At 60.7% G+C, this 17519-nt stretch carries 11 protein-coding genes; 2 read left to right on the top strand and 9 right to left on the bottom strand.

Annotated features, from left to right (window positions below; translation table 11 throughout):
• The first annotated feature begins 192 nt into the window (after positions 1–192).
• A complete protein-coding gene (locus tag C7534_RS09340) occupies positions 193–930 on the top strand; it encodes a substrate-binding periplasmic protein (protein WP_046029822.1) in 738 nt (245 codons plus the stop codon).
• Positions 931–1074: 144 nt separating this feature from the next.
• On the opposite strand, the gene yccS is transcribed toward C7534_RS09340, so the two are convergent.
• From yccS to betI, 9 genes are all read right to left on the bottom strand, one after another.
• The gene (gene yccS, locus C7534_RS09335) at positions 1075–3258 is read right to left on the bottom strand and encodes a YccS family putative transporter (protein ID WP_109785599.1); all 2184 of its coding nucleotides are present in this window, start codon (positions 3256–3258) and stop codon (positions 1075–1077) included.
• 222 nt (positions 3259–3480) lie between these two features.
• Positions 3481–4659 carry an NAD(P)/FAD-dependent oxidoreductase gene (locus C7534_RS09330; RefSeq protein ID WP_046030057.1) on the bottom strand — a complete coding sequence of 393 codons (1179 nt, stop codon included), beginning with the start codon at positions 4657–4659 and terminating at the stop codon, positions 3481–3483.
• Between the two features lie 145 nt (positions 4660–4804).
• Complete coding sequence (gene dbpA / locus C7534_RS09325) at positions 4805–6142, bottom strand: ATP-dependent RNA helicase DbpA (RefSeq protein ID WP_442963204.1); 1338 nt, start codon at positions 6140–6142, stop codon at positions 4805–4807.
• Between the two features lie 232 nt (positions 6143–6374).
• Complete coding sequence (gene mdtD / locus C7534_RS09320) at positions 6375–7802, bottom strand: multidrug transporter subunit MdtD (protein WP_109785597.1); 1428 nt, start codon at positions 7800–7802, stop codon at positions 6375–6377.
• Between the two features lie 188 nt (positions 7803–7990).
• Positions 7991–9328, bottom strand: a complete 1338-nt coding sequence (locus C7534_RS09315; protein WP_109785596.1) for a TldD/PmbA family protein — start codon at positions 9326–9328, stop codon at positions 7991–7993.
• Entirely contained in the window at positions 9328–10770 is a 1443-nt protein-coding gene (locus tag C7534_RS09310; protein WP_077431135.1) for a TldD/PmbA family protein, read from the bottom strand. Before C7534_RS09310 ends, C7534_RS09315 begins: the two co-directional genes overlap by 1 nt.
• Before the next feature lie 272 nt (positions 10771–11042).
• Positions 11043–12746, bottom strand: a complete 1704-nt coding sequence (betA, locus tag C7534_RS09305) for a choline dehydrogenase (RefSeq protein WP_109785595.1) — start codon at positions 12744–12746, stop codon at positions 11043–11045.
• A gap of 156 nt (positions 12747–12902) precedes the next feature.
• Positions 12903–14375 carry a betaine-aldehyde dehydrogenase gene (gene betB / locus C7534_RS09300; RefSeq protein ID WP_109785594.1) on the bottom strand — a complete coding sequence of 491 codons (1473 nt, stop codon included), beginning with the start codon at positions 14373–14375 and terminating at the stop codon, positions 12903–12905.
• Positions 14376–14483: 108 nt separating this feature from the next.
• The gene (betI, locus tag C7534_RS09295; RefSeq protein WP_046029836.1) at positions 14484–15077 is read right to left on the bottom strand and encodes a transcriptional regulator BetI; all 594 of its coding nucleotides are present in this window, start codon (positions 15075–15077) and stop codon (positions 14484–14486) included.
• A gap of 379 nt (positions 15078–15456) precedes the next feature.
• Between betI and C7534_RS09290 the strand changes: the two genes are divergently transcribed.
• Positions 15457–17397, top strand: coding sequence for a BCCT family transporter (locus C7534_RS09290; protein WP_223523092.1), 1941 nt, complete (start codon positions 15457–15459; stop codon positions 17395–17397).
• Positions 17398–17519 lie beyond the last annotated feature (122 nt).

Genomic DNA, 17519 nt, shown 5'->3' with positions numbered 1-17519 from the left:
CGGTAAATCTGTGACAAAGGCCAAAATGCCATCATTCATTTCGCTCGGCGTGGTCTTCTTTGTGTAATCTGCGATGACGCGCTGTGCAGTGGCTTCAATGAGCTAATGTTGAGTACCGGGTGCCGGTATAGGGATCTTGGAGTCTGGGCTGAAAAACACGTCGGGCAACCCGCCCGCTAAGGATTTTCTAGCATGCCGCGATTGCATCGAGCTTGTGCTTTGATTGTATTGCTGTTGCTGACACAGGGCGCGGCAGCGGAAAAGCTGCGACTGGTCGCCGATGCCTGGCCACCCTTTACCGATGCCACGCTGGTCAACGGCGGGTTGGCGACGGACATTGTCAGCACCGCGCTGGCCCGGGCCGGCTATGCCAGTGATTTCGAACAGGTGCCTTGGGCGCGAGCCCTGATGGGCGTGGGCGAGGGGCGGTATGACGTCTTGGTTAATGCCTGGTACACCAATGAACGCACCAAGCTTGGCCAGTTCTCCGGCGAGTATCTGCTTAATCGCGTGCGCTTTCTGAAGCGCAAAGACGCCCCCATCGAATACAACAACTTGCAGCAACTGCACACTTATCCGATTGCAATCGTGCGCGGGTATGCCTATTCCCCTGAGTTCGATGACGACGCATCGTTGCAGAAAGTCCCGGTGCATAACTTTTCCATGGCGGTGCGCATGGTTGCAGCGGACCGGGTCAAGTTGACGCTTGAAGATGAATTCGTCGCCCGTTATTACCTGGCGCGCGAAACCTCCAAAGTGCGCAATGCCGTGGAGTTTTTGCCCAAACCGTTGAGCGAGAACAGCCTGCACATATTGGTCAGTCTGAAAAACCCGCAACACGAACAGATTGTCGCCAGTTTCGACCGCGAGATTGCCGAGATGAAGGCGGATGGCAGTTATGAGCGTCTGATGAAGCAACATGGGATGTAAGGCTGATCCAGGGTGTCTGGTGTGGCCGATGCCTTCATCGCGGGCAAGTCGCACCGCCGCTCCCACACTGATCCAGGGTGTTGCAAAGATCTCCCGTGGGTGCCGGGCTTGCCCGCGATGAGGCCGGCCCAGACAACACACAACTTAGTCTTCGCTGGTGTCTTTAATCAAATGCGCCGCCAACGTCCGCAACGGTCCCAGCTGCCGACAAATCAACGCCAATTGCGTCTGCACCAGCCGCTGCCCTTCATCGATTTCATCCGGCATCTGCTCAAGGGTGTTGGCCAGCGCCTCTTCCTCATCACTCTGAATGGCAATCGGCTGTTTGCTTGCCAGGCCTTGGGCGATTTCGTCGATGCTCGCGGCCAGGCTCACACCGGCGCCGTCGATCAACTGTTCACGCACCTCCGCTGGCAGTGGGGTTTCGCGATGCGCCCCCAGCCCGGACAAATAGCTGAGCAACGTGTGTGACAGCACCAGAAAACGAAAGCCGACATCCGCTTCCTTACGGAAATGCCCGGGCTCCATGAGCATGTTGGCCAGCGTCGTCGACAACGCCGCGTCAGCGTTGTGCGCATTGCGTCGCGCCAGGCGATACGCCAGGTCGTCACTTTTGCCAGACGCGTATTGCTGCATGATCTGGCGCAGGTAAATGCTGTTGCAGGTGAGGGTGTTGGCCAGCACCTTGTTCAGGCGCCGACCCTGCCAGTCCGGCAGGAACAGGAACACCGCCAGCCCGGCGATCAGGCTGCCGAGCAAGGTATCGAGCAGCCGCGGCAGGAACAGCCCGTAACCGTCGCCGACCTGGTTGAAGCAGAACAGCACCATCAAGGTGATCGCCGCCGTGGCCAAGGTGTAGCGAGTCGTACGGTTGATAAAGAACACCACTCCGGCGGCGATCGCAAAGCACGACTGGATCAACGGATTGGGAAACAGATCGAACAGCGCCCAGGCCAGGGTCAGGCCGATCGCGGTGCCGATGATCCGTTGGCCGAGTTTGCGGCGGGTGGCGCCGTAGTTCGGCTGACACACGAACAGCGTGGTGAGGATGATCCAGTAGCCCTGGGACGGGTGAATCAAGTGCACCATGCCGTAGCCGATGCTCAACGCGAGGGGCAAACGCAGTGCATGGCGGAACAGCAACGACGTTGGCGTCAGTTGTGTGCGCAAGCGCATCCACACATCTTTGAGGTTGCGCGGCGAACGGTCGAGCAGGCTGCTGTCGGTGGCATCGGCCAGCGCATCGGGGTTGCTCGCGTCGCTGAGCAAACGGTCGAGTGTCGCCAGGTTGGCCGCCAGTGCCCGCAGCGAGCGCAACAGGCCTCGCCAGGCCGGGTTGCTCTGGATGCGCAGGTGTTCGATGGAGGCGTTCAGATCGCCCAGGGCTTCGGCGAAACTCGCGTCATAGATGAACGGCTGGCGCATCTGGATCGATTCGGCGAGGGCGCGGCACGCCTTGCCTTGCTGACGTAGCAGGCGCTGGCAGCGGAACAGCACGTCGCTGTGGAAAAAGGCCTCGGCGAGTGCGTTGTAGGGGTAGTGCGAAGAACTGGCGCGCTCGTGGATGTCCTGGGCGAGGAAATACAATTTCAGGTAGCGACTGACTTTCGAGCCCGGCCGCCCATTGCCGACCCGGTGCAGAATGATTTCCTTGGCCGCGTTCAATGCCGCCACCACACGCCCATTCTGCTGGGCCAGTTCCAGGCGCCGCGCTTCCACGTCCATCTGCCGGATCGGCTCGAACAGCGACGACTTGAGCTTCAGGTAAAAACCCAGTTCGCGGAACAACCGCGCCAGGCTCTGCTGCACAGGCTGGTTGGAAAACATCGCCTGCCACAGCACCGACAGCAAACCGTACCAGGCCGCACCGGCTACCAGTAGCACCGGTTCATGCCAGAAATCGGTGACCGCACCACCGCGCTGGTCCACGCCGATCATCGTGTAGACCGAGAGAATCAGCGTCGCCGAGGCAATGGCGCCATAACGTTCGCCGAGGGCGCCGAGCATCGTCAGGCCGAAGCTGGCCAGGGCCAGGGCGATGATGAATATGTAGGGGTAGGGAAACAGCAGTTCGACGGAGAAGGCCGCGACGCTGAAACACACCAGCGTCACGGCCAGCGCGTTGAGGCGGCCCTGCCAACTGTCGTCGGTCTCGGCCAGGGCGCTGGCGATAATCCCCAGGAACAACGGGATTAGCAGGCCCATTTCATCCTGATACCAACAGACCGCCATGCTGCCGGTCAGGGCGATGAACACTCGCACGCTGTAGCTGAATTTATCCAGCGCCCAGAGGCGACGCAGAGACTGACGAAGAGGAGTCGATGACATGAAGTGCGAAGGCCTTCCGAGGCAATGACGCTAAATTGAGCCAGTAATGACGCCGACGCAATGGCGCCGATCACATCTGACAGCAAAATCTGTTCCTTGATACCACACATGGTCAATGTAGGAGCCGAGCTTGCTCGCGATAGCGGTCTAACGTTCAGCATCATTGTTGAACGTTAATCTGTCATCGCGAGCAAGCTCGGCTCCTACAGGTATTGCGCTGAATCAGGTGTATTGCGCGGCGGCGTAGCCGGAGGCCCACGCCCACTGGAAGTTGAAACCGCCCAGATGCCCGGTGACATCCAGCACTTCACCGATGAAGTACAACCCCGGGCTTTTCAGCGACTCCATGGTTTTGGATGACACTTCGTTCGTGTCGACGCCGCCCAGCGTCACCTCGGCCGTACGATAACCTTCGGTACCGGCCGGCACCACTTTCCAGCTCGCCAGTTTCTCGGCGATGTCGGCAATTTCCGCGTGGGTGTACTGCTTCATCGGTTTGGACACGAACCAGTTGTCCGCCAGCAGGTTGGCCATCTTCTTGGTGAAGATTTCCCCCAGCAGGGTTTTCAGTTCGCTGTTCGCGCGTTCAGCCTGCTGCTGTTGCAGCCAGGCGTGTACGTCGTGGTCCGGCATCAGGTTGATCTCAACCGTGTCGCCGGATTCCCAGAACGAAGAAATCTGCAAAATCGCCGGGCCACTGAGGCCGCGGTGAGTGAACAGGATGTTCTCGCGGAAACTTTGATCGTTGCAGCTCACCAGGCAATCCACCGATGTACCGGACAGCTCGGTGCAAAGCTCTTTGAGCTGATCGGTGATGGTGAACGGCACCAGGCCGGCGCGGGTTGGCAGCAAGTCGTGGCCAAACTGTTTGGCGACTTGATAGCCGAAACCGGTCGCGCCCAGCGTCGGGATCGACAGGCCGCCCGTGGCGATCACCAGGGATTCGCAGGTGATTTGGTCTAGCGTCGTGTCCAGCAGATAACCGCTTTCGAGTTTCTCGATGGTCTGGATCGAGGTGTCCAGGTGCAGGCTGACGCCGACCTGATCGCATTCGTTGAGCAGCATCTCCAGGATGTCGCTGGATTTGTTATCGCAGAACAGTTGGCCGAGCTTCTTCTCGTGGTACGGCACGCCGTGTTTGGCGACCATGCCGATGAAGTCCCACTGGGTGTAGCGCGCCAGTGCAGATTTGCAGAAGTGTTCGTTTTGCGAGAGGAAATTGCCTGGTTCGGTGTACATGTTGGTGAAATTGCAGCGGCCACCGCCCGACATCAGGATTTTTTTGCCGGCCTTGTTTGCATGGTCGAGCAACATCACCTTGCGCCCGCGCCCGGCGGCGGTCAGCGCACACATCAACCCTGCGGCGCCAGCGCCAATGATCACGACTTCGGTAGAGCGCAAAACGATGTCCTCTTCATGTAACACCACAAAACAAACTGTGGGAGCCAACTTTGCCCGCGATGAGGCCTGCACATTCAACATCATTGTTGACTGTTAGTCCGTCATCGCGGGCAAGCCCGGCTCCCACAGGGGTTATTCGTTGTTCTTACAAAATCCGTACGCGCAGCGAGCGGCCCTTGATCTTGCCGTCGTTCAGGCGCTGCAAGGCTTGCTTGGCGATTCCGCGTTCAACGGCCACAAAAGCCTGGAAGTCGAAAATCGCGATCTTGCCCACCTGGGCGCCCGGAATGCCGGCATCACCTGTCAGTGCGCCCAGAATGTCACCCGGACGAACCTTGTCTTTACGGCCGGCGCCGATGCACAGGGTGCTCATCTGCGGCAGCAACGGACCGCCGCCCTGGCTGGTGAGGTTGTCCACCAGGTCCCAGGTCAACGGCGTCTGCTGCAAATGTTCGATGGCTTGGGCGCGCTGCGCTTCGGGCGGTGCGACCAGGCTGATCGCGAGGCCTTTCTCACCGGCGCGACCGGTACGGCCGACGCGGTGGATGTGGATTTCCGAATCGCGGGCCAGTTCGACGTTGATCACCATGTCCAGCGAGTCGATGTCCAGGCCGCGAGCGGCGACGTCGGTGGCTACCAGTACCGAAGTACTGCGGTTGGCGAACATCGCCAGCACCTGGTCGCGGTCACGCTGTTCCAGATCGCCATGCAGGCCGACGGCGGAGATGCCTTTGGCGGTCAGGTGATCGACGGTTTCCTGAACTTGTTGCTTGGTGTAGCAGAAGGCTACGCAGGACGCCGGGCGGAAGTGGCCGAGGACCTTAGTCACGACGCTCATGCGATCTTCCGGGGAGATCTCGTAGAAACGCTGCTCGATCTGGGAGTCGTCGTGGAACGCCTCGGCCTTCACTTGCTGCGGGTTGCGCATGAACTTCGAGGCCAACTGTTTGATGCCCACCGGGTAGGTGGCGGAAAACAGCAGGGTCTGGCGACGCTCCGGAGCCTGCATGATGATCTCTTCGATGGAGTCGTAGAAACCCATGTCGAGCATGCGGTCAGCTTCGTCGAGAATCAGCGTGTTGAGGCCGTGCAGTACCAGCGAACCTTTGCGCAGGTGCTGCTGAATGCGCCCCGGCGTGCCGACGATGATGTGTGCGCCATGCTCCAGCGAAGCGATCTGCGGGCCGAGGGACACGCCGCCGCACAGGGTCAGGACCTTGATGTTGTCTTCGGCACGGGCCAGGCGACGGATTTCCTTGGCGACCTGGTCAGCCAGCTCGCGGGTCGGGCACAGGATCAGCGCCTGGCAACCGAAGTAGCGCGGATTGATCGGGTTCAGCAGGCCGATACCGAAGGCGGCGGTCTTGCCGCTGCCGGTCTTGGCCTGGGCGATCAGGTCCATCCCCTTGAGGATCACCGGCAAGCTTTGCGCCTGGATCGGCGTCATCTGGGCATAACCGAGGGAGTCGAGGTTAGCCAGCATGGCGGCGGACAGCGGCAAAGTATTAAAAGCGGTGGCGATGGTGGTCACGGGACTGGCCTGCAAAACAAAATGTCGCGCAGTGTACCAGTCCGGCTGCCTCAACCTGCAAATTCTGGACGAATAGCCTGTAGCAGCTGCCGAGGCACGAGGCTGCGTCGGGCTGCGAAGCGGCCCCCCGAGGGCGGTCCTGCGGACGCGCAACGCAGCCTCGTGCCTCGGCAGCTGCTACAAGTCAGTGCTCTATATCGTGCTCGCGGCTGACCATCCGTCGTCCGTCTGTTGGTGACAGCTGCGAGAAGATGGTGGCGGCGAGCATTGCCATGATGCCGACGGTCACAAACGTCAGTTGGAACGCGCCCAGAACCGTCTCCACGCCATCGTTGCCGATCTCTGCGGTAAAGCCGCCGAGCAACGCACCGGCGCACGCAACCCCCAGGCTCAGGGACAATTGCGCCACCACCGACAACAGGCTGTTGCCGCTGCTGGCGCTGGCGTCGTCGAGGTCGATCAGGGTCACGGTGTTCATCGCGGTAAATTGCAGCGAGTTGATCGCCCCGAGAATCGCCAGCAGACACAGCAGCAGCCAGTACGGCGTCTGTTCGCTGACCAGGCCCATGCTCGCCAACATGATCCCCAGCGCCAGGGTGTTGCCGGTGAGCACGATGCGATAGCCCAAGCGCTCGATCAGCGGTCGCGCCACCCACTTGGCGATCATCGCTGCAGCAGCCAGCGGCAGCATGCTCATCCCGGCCTGAGACGGCGAGTAACCCAGCGCCACTTGCAGCAGCAACGGCACGAGGAAGGGCAGGGCGCCGCTGCCGAGCCGGGCGAACAGATTGCCGAGAATGCCGACGGCGAAGGTCCGGGTCTTGAACAGCGACGGCGCGAACAGCGGATTGTCGATATGCCCGGCCCGCAACCAGTACGCCGCCAGGCAGGCCATGCCGCCGAACAACAGCAGCATCACCCGCAAGTGAGGCAGGTGCAGTTCGCCCAGGCCTTCCATGGCGATGGTGATCAAAATCATCGCCGCGCCAAACAGCACAAAGCCCAGACTGTCGAAACGGGTGCGCTCGGAGCCACGCAGGTCCGGGATGAATTTCCACACGGCGTAGCAACCGACCAGCCCGACCGGCAGGTTGATCAGAAAGATCCAGTGCCATGTCAGGTATTGCACCATCCAGCCGCCCATGGTCGGGCCGATCAACGGGCCGAGCAGGCCGGGAATGGTGATGAACCCCATGATCCGCACCAGTTCCGAACGCGGGTAGGCGCGCAGTACCACCAGTCGCCCGACCGGCAGCATCAGCGCCCCGCCCAGCCCTTGGATCACTCGAGCGCCGTTCAGCATGGTCAGGCTGCTCGACAGCGCGCAGAGCAATGAGCCGAGACTGAACAACAGGATCGCGCTGAAGAAGATCTTCTTGGTGCCGAAGCGGTCAGCGATCCAGCCAGAGGCGGGGATCAGCAAGGCGACGGTAAGCATGTAGGCGATGATCACGCCCTGCATGCGCAACGGGTCTTCCGCCAGGTCCCGAGCCATGGCCGGCAGGGCGGTGTTGAGGATGGTCCCGTCGAGGGACTGCATGAAAAAAGCAATGGCGACGACCCACGGGATCCAGCGGGCGGTGACAGCGTCGAGAGGTGGGCGGTTGGGCATGGGACCTCTTGCGGGTTTTAGGTGAAACAATCTGCAGAACGATGAAGTCCCGTAGCAGCTGGCGAAGCCTGCGGTCGAGGACGAAGTCCTCGCAAATCGGCCACGGTGTTCCGTCTGTATTACCGTGATTGCTGAACCGGCGAGGACTGCGTCCTCGACCGCAGGCTTCGCCAGCTGCTACAGGGTATTTACAGGGTCAGCGTGAGCTTTTTGACCAGTGCCCCCGGCAGCAACGCCGACGCCGTGGCCCGCTGGCTGTAGGTACTCGCCGACAGCAACAACTCGCGTTCCTCGGTCAATGCTTCCAGCTGCGAACCGAGCAAACTGTAGGCGCTGTCATCAAAACGCATGGTGCTTACCGGTGCCTGAATCTCGCCGTTCTCGACCCAGAACGTCGCAAACCGCGTCATCCCGGTCAGGCGCGCCGCCGGTTGATCCGAGTAGTTCAAGTACCAGAGGTTGCTGATGTACAGGCCGGTGCCCAGTTGTTTGAGGATCTCTGCCTCAGGCAGCGTACCCGCCGCCATGTTCAAGGCACTGGGTGACTCGCCACCGCTGGCGCCATTGGCGGTCAGGCCATACTCCGCCGCGCTGCGGGACCCGACCAATTGCGCACCGGCCTTGCCCTCGACAATCAGCCGCAGATCGCTGCGCGGATAGCCTTCGGCGGAAAACGCCGGGCTCAACGAGCCGCTGACCTGCTCATCCAGCGAGACCTGTGAGCTGAGCGCGTGGTCACCGCCGTAGAGCTTCTGCAACGGACTGCTTTTGCTGGCAATCGACTGCGCCGAAAATCCCCCCCAGCCGAGCATGCCCATGATTTCTTCAAGCGCCGCCGGGGCGAGGTAGGCGCGGTACTGCCCCGGTGCCAAGGTGCGCAATGGTCGACCGAGAAACGCCAGCTGCTCACGTGCCTGCTGGAAGCGCTTGGCGAACCCTTCACTGTTCCAGTCGTGCCCGGCGTAACTGGCTTTCACCGCCTGGCCATTGTCGTGGAACAGGCTGAAATCGAAGTTGAAACTGTTGGCTTGATGCCAGCCAAACGCACCCGACGAACTGGCGAAGCCACGGCTGATCGGGCCTGCCGCGTAGAAACCCACCAGGTCCAGCCCTTCGGCGGCCTCAGTGATTTCGGCAACTACCTGCTCGGTATCCGGCAGCGGATGATCCTGCACATTCTTGCTCTGCCAGCCGTTGTGGTTGAGCAGCAGGTACGGATCCTGCGGCAGCAATGGCAAGGTTTCGCGCAGCTGTTGCAGGCCTTCGGCCAAACGCTGCACGTCAACGTCCGGGTCGCCGGCCAGTGTGATTTCAAGGTCGGCGTGGCGGCCATCGTTGATCAGTTTGAAACCGAGACTCGCCTGCTGCACCTGCCCGGCCTGCCGCACCTTGGCGTGGTTGAAACGCACGAAGGCCGAGGATTCGGCGGCATAGCTGAGGGTGAACTGTTCCGGCTCGCGAATCGCCTCGCGCAGCCACTTGACCAATGCCTTGAACGACTCGGCCTGATTGTTTGACGTACTCATCAGGCGTCTCCTCCAAACACATCTACGTTGCTGAACACACAAGCCGGCGAGGCGTGGCCGACGCGGATCACCTGGTTCGGTTCACCTTTACCGCAGTTGGGTGTGCCCAGGACCTTGAAGGTGCTGGCGTCACCGACGGCGCTGAGGCTTTTCCAGAAGTGCGCGGAAATCGCCCGGTAGTTCGGGTTTTTCACCACGCCTTTGAGCTCACCGTTTTCAATCAACTGCGCCCATTCGCAACCGAACTGGAACTTGTTGCGCGCATCGTCGATGGACCACGATCGATTGGTCGACATCATGATGCCGTGTTCGATATTGCCGATCAGTTGCGCCAGCGGTTGATCGCCGGGTTCGATGTTGAGGTTGGCCATGCGGTCGATCGGCGGGCGGTTCCAGCCGCAGGCGCGGCTGTTGGCGACGCCGTCCATGCCCGCGCGGAACTGCGACAGCGCACCGCCCAATGGACGTAGCAGCAAACCTTCCTTGATCAGGAACTGCTTGCTCGCGGCGGTGCCGTCGTCGTCATGGCCGTAGCTGGCGAGCTGCTCGGGGATGTCCGGGTCGAAGGTCACGTTGAGTAGCTTTGAGCCGTATTGCAGATGGCCGAAATCCTCTGTCTTGACGAAGCTGGTGCCGGCGTAATTACGCTCGTCACCGAGGATGCGGTCCAGCTCCAGCGGGTGGCCGATGGATTCGTGGATCTGCAACATCATCTGGTCGGGCATCAGCAACAGATCACGCGGACCTTGCGGAGTGTTCGGCGCCAGCAGCAATTGCAGCGCCTGATCGGCGACGGTCGGGCCGGCGCCGATCAGGCCGCAACGGCTGATGACATCGGCGCCGCCCTGCTGGCCAAAATTCTCGCGGCCCAGGCTGCGGGTCTGGCTGTCGCTGCCGTCATAGGCGGTGACGTCCAGGCCCGGGTAGACAAAACGCTGGGCCTGACGCAGTTCGGCGCCGGCGCTGTTGAGGTAAATCTGTTCGACGTGGGTGATGCCAATGCTCACCTGCCAGTTCACCAATCGCTCGTCCTTGGGCACGGACGCGGATTCGGCACCGAGCAATTGGTAGCAGTCGCTCAGGGACGGGAAGGGCTGGTCGAGGTTGGGCGAAAAGTAGTCGGCGCGATCACTGGAGACGGGTTGGTCGCGCAGGTCGAGCAACGCGTGGGGCTTGAGCCGGCGGGCTTGTTGTTCGGCTCGGTCCAGGGCTGATTGCAGGCCTTGTTGCGACAGGTCGTTGGTGGCGGCGTAGGCTTCGACGCCGTTGACCCGCACGGTCAACATTGCCCCTTCGTCACGGCTCAGGCTTGGAGGTTCGGCGACGTTCTTGCGCACCGACAGGTATTGGCCAGACTCGCGCACATAACGCAGCGAAAAAAACTCAGCGCCCGTGCGCAAGGCAGCAAAGCGCTGCTTGAGCTGGGGGTGGAAATCGAACATTCGGGAACCTCCTTGGAATGGAGTGGCGGTGTTGCGGTGTTGCGAAGGGGGAGGTGAAACGTTTGCGTGGCGCTAGATTAGGCCTGCGCGGGGGGTAGGATCAAGCTTGGATCGGTGTAGGAAAATATTACCGGGAGAGGTGTGGTGTTTTGGCGGGCCTCATCGCGAGCAAGCTCGGCTCCTACGGGATTGGGGGGATCACAAAATGTGATTCAACCTCGAACCGTAGGAGCTGAGCTTGCTCGCGATGGGCGCACCGCGGTGTAACGGTCTTACTGAGCAGTAGCGCTCACATCACGCAAAGGCTTGCCCTTCACCGGTGCTTCACCCGCCACATAGTAGTTGGCGGTACTGCGCGGCAACGGCTTGCGACCACGAATCTTGTCGGCGATTTTCTCGGCGATCATGATCGTCGGCGCGTTCAGGTTGCCGGTGGTGATGATCGGCATGATCGAGGCATCGACCACACGCAGACCTTGCATGCCATGCACACGGCCTTCGCCATCAACCACGGCCATTTCGTCGGTGCCCATCTTGCACGAGCAGGACGGGTGGAACGCGGTTTCGGCGTGCTCGCGGATGAACGTGTCCAGTTGCTCGTCGGATTGCACGTCGATGCCCGGGCTGATTTCGCGGCCACGGAAAGCGTCGAGAGCCGGCTGTTGCATGATTTCACGGGTCAGGCGGATGCCGTCGCGGAATTCTTGCCAGTCTTGCTCGGTGGCCATGTAGTTGAACAGGATGCTCGGGTACTCGCGCGGATCCTTGGACTTGGCCTGGATGCGGCCACGACTCGGCGAACGCATGGAACCCATGTGCGCCTGGAAACCGTGCTCTTGCACACCGTTGCTGCCGTTGTAGTTAATCGCGACCGGCAGGAAGTGGTACTGGATGTTCGGCCATTCGAATTCCGGACGGGTGCGGATGAAACCACCAGCTTCGAACTGGTTGCTGGCGCCGATGCCGGTGCCGTTGAACAGCCATTCGGCACCGATGGCTGGCTGGTTGTACCAGAGCAGCGACGGGTACAGCGAAACCGGTTGGGTGCAGGCGTATTGCAGGTACAGCTCAAGGTGATCCTGCAGGTTTTCGCCGACGCCTGGCAGGTCGTGGACCACCGGGATGTCGAGCTTGTTGAGCAGTTCGGCCGGGCCGACGCCGGAGCGTTGCAGAATCTGCGGCGAAGCGATGGCGCCGGAGCACAGCAGCACTTCTTTGCGGGCACGGACTTCAACGCGCTCTTCGGCGGCACCGATCAGGTAACGCACGCCAACGGCACGCTTGCCTTCGAACAGGATCTTGTCAGTCAGAGCGTGGGTGACGATGGACAGGGTCGAACGCTTCTTGGCGACGTCCAGGTAACCGCGAGCGGTGGAGGCACGACGACCTTTCGGCGTCACCGTACGATCCATCGGGCCGAAGCCTTCTTGCTGGTAACCGTTCAAGTCTTCAGTGCGCGGGTAACCGGCTTGCACGCCCGCTTCAACCATGGCGTGGAACAGCGGGTTGTTGCCGGCTTTCGGCGTGGTCACGCTGACCGGACCTTCGCCGCCGTGGTAATCGTTCGGGCCGATGTCACGGGTTTCAGCCTTGCGGAAATACGGCAGACAGTTCAGGTAATCCCAGTCTTCCAGCCCTGGCAGTTTCGACCAACCGTCGTAGTCCATCGCGTTGCCGCGGATGTAGCACATGCCGTTGATCAGCGAGGAACCACCGAGGCCCTTGCCGCGACCGCATTCCATCCGGCGACCGTCCATGTAGGGTTCTGGATCGGTTTCGTAGGCCCAGTTGTAGCGACGACCTTGCAGCGGGAATGCCAGGGCGGCCGGCATTTGCGTGCGGAAGTCGAAACGGTAGTCCGGGCCGCCGGCTTCCAGCAGCAGGACAGTGACGCCTTCGTCTTCAGTCAGACGGGTCGCCAGGGTGTTACCGGCCGAACCGGCACCGATGATGATGTAATCGAATTCTTGGGACATTGAATGCACCCTCTTTGAAGTTGGTCAGGTCACCTGTAGCAGCTGCCGAGGCACGAGGCTGCGTTGGGTTGCGCAGCGACCCCTTTGAGGGCGGTCCTGCGGACGCGCAACGCAGCGTCGTACCTCGGCAGCTGCTATAGGGTTTTCGGGTGCGCCTTAGAACACCGAGGCGTAATCGCCCAGTTCGACCTGTACCGATTTGATGCGGGTGAAGTTGTTCAGCGAGCTGATGCCGTTCTCACGGCCAACGCCCGACTGCTTGTAACCGCCGACCGGCATCTTGGCGTCGGATTCGCCCCAGGCGTTGATCCAGCAGATACCGGCTTCCAGTTGATGAATCACGCGGTGAGCGCGGTTCAGGTCCTTGGTGACAACGCCAGCGGCCAGGCCGAAGTCGGTGTCGTTGGCGCGACGGATCACTTCTTCTTCGGTTTCGTAAGTCAGGATCGCCATCACCGGGCCGAAGATTTCTTCGCGCACGATGGTCATGTCGTCGGTGCAGTCGGTGAACACGGTCGGGGCCACGAATGCGCCTTTGGCGAATTCGCCGTCGGTCATACGACCGCCGCCGCACAGAACGCGAGCGCCTTCTTCCTTACCTTTGGCGATGTAACCCAGCACGCTTTCCATGTGGGCGAAGCTGACCAGTGGGCCGAAGTTGGTGTTTTCGTCTTCCGGGTTGCCGACGCGGATGCGGGCAACGCGTTCAGCGATCTTGGCTTCGAAAGCGGCTTTCAAGTGGCTCGGTACGAACACGCGAGTGCCGTTGGTGCAGACCTGACCGGAGCTGTAGAAGTTGGCCATCATTGCAGTATCGGCGGCGCGATCGAGGTCGGCGTCGTCGAAAATGATCAGCGGGGACTTGCCGCCCAGTTCCATGGTCACGTCTTTGAGCGACGAGGCAGACGCGCTTGCCATGACCTTCTTGCCGGTGTCGGTGCCGCCGGTGAAGGAGATTTTTTCGATGCGTGGGTGCTCGGTCAGCCAGGTGCCGACTTCACGACCGCTGCCGGTCAGCACGTTGAACACGCCCGCTGGCAGGCCGGCTTCGGTGTAGATCTCGGCCAGTTTCAGGGTGGTCAGCGAGGTGACTTCGCTTGGTTTGAAGATCATCGCGTTACCGGCCGCCAGGGCCGGTGCGGATTTCCACAGGGCGATCTGGATCGGGTAGTTCCACGCGCCGATCCCGGCCACGACGCCCAGCGGCTCGCGACGGGTGTAGACGAATGAAGTGGTGCGCAGCGGGATCTGCTCGCCTTCGATGGCTGGCACCAGGCCTGCGTAGTATTCCAGCACGTCAGCGCCAGTGACGATGTCGACATAGCGGGTTTCGGAGTACGACTTGCCGGTGTCCAGGGTTTCCAGGGCGGCCAGCTCATCGTTGCGCTCGCGCAGGATGTCAACGGCACGACGCAGGATGCGCGAACGCTCCATGGCGGTCATCGCGGCCCAGATTTTCTGGCCCTTTTCGGCACTGACCACAGCGCGCTCGACGTCTGACTGGGTCGCGCGTTGTACTTTTGCGAGGACTTCACCGTTAGCCGGGTTGATGGCTTCGAAAGTGGCGTCGCTGCTGGCGTCACTGTAGCCGCCATCGATGTAGAGTTTTTGCAGTTCGAAACGGGCCATAAAGTCCTCGCAAGTGCATAAGTGGTTGGCGTTGACCACCGGGGCGTGCCGTGAAGCGTTGGCGGCGCTGGCCAGTGGCGGTTCGGGGGTTGAGCGTTTATGTGTGCTCTAACTCACCCGCTTGGCCAGTTGGGTATCCATGTATTCGTAAGCGATCTGAAGCGCCTGCCCGGTGTCGAAAGCGTCTCCCGACAACGCGCCGCGCAACCACAACCCGTCAATCAGGGCTGCGAGGCCGCGGGCTGCAGTGCGCGCATCATCGAGCGGCAATACGCGGCGGAACTCGCAGCACAGGTTGGAATACAGACGGTGATCGTTGATCCGCTGCAACCTGTGCAAAGACGGCTGGTGCATGCTGGTAGCCCAGAAGGCCAACCAGGTTTTCATTGCCGGGCCATTGACCTGGCTGGCGTCGAAGTTGCCTTCGATGATCACCTGCAGATGCGCCCGTGGGCTGTCATCTGCCAGCGCCTGACGGCGCAAGGTGACGCTCTCGCTGAGGGCGGTCATCAGATACCGCATCGTGGCGGCAATCAGGCCATTCTTGTCCTGAAAATAGTGACTGATGATGCCATTCGAGACACCGGCCAAACGGGCGATCAGCGCAATGCTGGCGTCCCCCATGCCGACTTGATCGACGGCCTGCAACGTGGCTTCGATCAATTGCTGGCGGCGGATGGGTTGCATACCGACCTTGGGCATCTTGCACATCTCCTTAGGCCTTCCGGTGGACGTCAAACGGCTACCGGATTGAGGGCCAGTCTATTTTGTTTTGATTGAACGTTCAATCAACAAAGAATAAGATCTGCGACAAATCGTCGCTGCCTGCGTTTTTTCCTACGTGTAGCTGGCGAAAAAACGACATTCGAAAATGCTCGAAACCTACGCGCTCTGGCGCTCTTGGGGTTTCGGGCTTTTTTCGGGGTGTCTTTATATCACCCACTGGTCGGCTGCCAACTAACCGATTGGTCGGGTATCGCGTTGCCTTGTGTTCTTCTCTCGCACTTGCTGGAGCATCTGTGCCATGAGTTCTGCCTCTCTTATAAAGACCCCACCCGATAAGGTGACGGTCAACGGTTGGGTGTTCTACACCTCTACCGCGTTGATCCTGTTGTTGACCGCCATTCTGATCATCGCCCCGCAAGAGGCCGGCAGATTGCTCGGTATTGCTCAGGCCTGGTTGTCCCGCAGCTTCGGCTGGTACTACATGGTGGTGATCGCCGCTTACCTCGTGTTCGTGGTGGGCCTGGCGTTTTCGTCGTACGGCAAGCTCAAACTGGGCAGCAAGGACGACACCCCGGACTTCAGCTACGGTGCCTGGGCGGGGATGCTGTTCTCGTCGGGTATCGGCATCTCGCTGTTGTACTTCGGTGCGTCCGAGCCGCTGGACCACTACTTCAACCCGCCCGAAGGCGTGGCCGCCAGCAACATGGCCGCGCGTCAGGCTGTTCAGCTGACGTTCCTGCACTGGGGCCTGCATGGCTGGGCGATCTACGCACTGGTCGGTCTGGCCGTTGCTTACTTTGCTTACCGTCACAACCAGCCGCTGGCGTTGCGTTCGGCGTTGTATCCGCTGGTGGGCGAGCGTTGGGTCAAAGGCGCGGCCGGTCATGCGGTGGACGGCTTTGGCATGTTCGTGACCCTGCTGGGGCTGGTGACGAACCTGGGGATTGGTTCGTTGCAAGTGTCGTCGGGCCTGGAAAACCTGTTCGGCATGGAGCACAGCAACACCAACCTGCTGATCGTGATCATCGTGATGAGCACTGTGGCGACCATCGCTGCCGTGTCGGGCGTGGAAAACGGCATCCGCCGTCTGTCCAACCTGAACATCGTGCTGTTCAGCGGCCTGCTGATTTTCGTGCTGCTGTTCGGCCCGACATTGCACCTGCTCAACGGTTTTGTGCAGAACGTCGGTGACTACCTGAACGGCGTAGTGCTGAAGACCTTCGACCTTTACGTGTACGAAGGCGACAGTGAGAAGTCCGACCGCTGGCTGGGTCTGTGGACCTTGTTCTACTGGGCGTGGTGGATTTCCTGGGCCCCATTCGTCGGCATGTTCATCGCACGTATTTCCCGTGGTCGCACCGTGCGCGAGCTGGTGGCCGGCGTGCTGCTGATTCCACTGGGTTTCACTCTGGCATGGCTGTCGATCTTCGGTAACTCGGCCCTGGACCTGGTGATGAACCATGGGGCGGTGGAGCTCGGGAAGACGGCGCTCGAACAGCCGTCCATGGCGATCTACCAATTGCTTGAGCATTATCCGGCGTCGAAAGTGGTGATCGGTGTGTCTATCTTTGTCGGTTTCGTGCTGTTCCTGACCCCGGCGGATTCCGGCGCGGTGATGATGGCCAACCTTTCCTGCAAGGGCGGTAATGTCGACGAAGATGCGCCGCACTGGTTGCGAATCTTCTGGTCGGCGGTGATCACGCTGGTGACCATCGGCTTGCTGTTTGCCGGTAACTTCGAAGCCATGCAAACCATGGTGGTGCTGGCCGGTCTGCCATTCTCGGTGGTGCTGGTGTTCTTCATGTTCGGCTTGCACAAGGCCATGCGCCAGGACGTGCAGATCGAACAGGAGCAAGCGGAGCTGGCTGCACGCGGTCGTCGTGGTTTCACCGAGCGTTTGACTCAGTTGGACCTGCAACCTAGCCAGTCGATCGTTCAGCGCTTCATGGACAAGCACGTCAGCCCGGCATTGGAAGATGCGACGGCGCAACTGCGTACGCAAGGTCTGCAAGTGCAAACCATGCTCGGTAAATCCAAGCGTTGCATGGGCGTTCGGGTCGAGATGGAGGAGGGCAATCCGTTTGTCTACGAAGTCAGCCTGGATGGCTATCTGGCTACGCCAACCGAGTCGGCCCAGTCCGATGAGACACGCCAGCGCTACTACCGCGCCGAGGTGTACCTGCACAACGGCAGCCAGGACTATGACTTGATGGGTTTCACTCAGGATCAGATCACCCGCGACGTGCTCGATCAGTTTGAAAGCCATCGGCAACTCCTTGGCCGGGTTTATAGCTGAGTAGCAAGATGATCGTTCCTGCTCGCTGCGCAGGAACACAAAGGGGCTCATAGAGCCCCTTTTTTGTGTCTGATCGTTCCCACGCTCTGCGTGGGAATGCCACCTGTGACGCTCCGCGTCAC

The organism is Pseudomonas sp. OV226, from assembly GCF_003148705.1.
GTDB lineage: Bacteria > Pseudomonadota > Gammaproteobacteria > Pseudomonadales > Pseudomonadaceae > Aquipseudomonas.
This window is presented reverse-complemented; position numbering and strand designations above follow the sequence as displayed.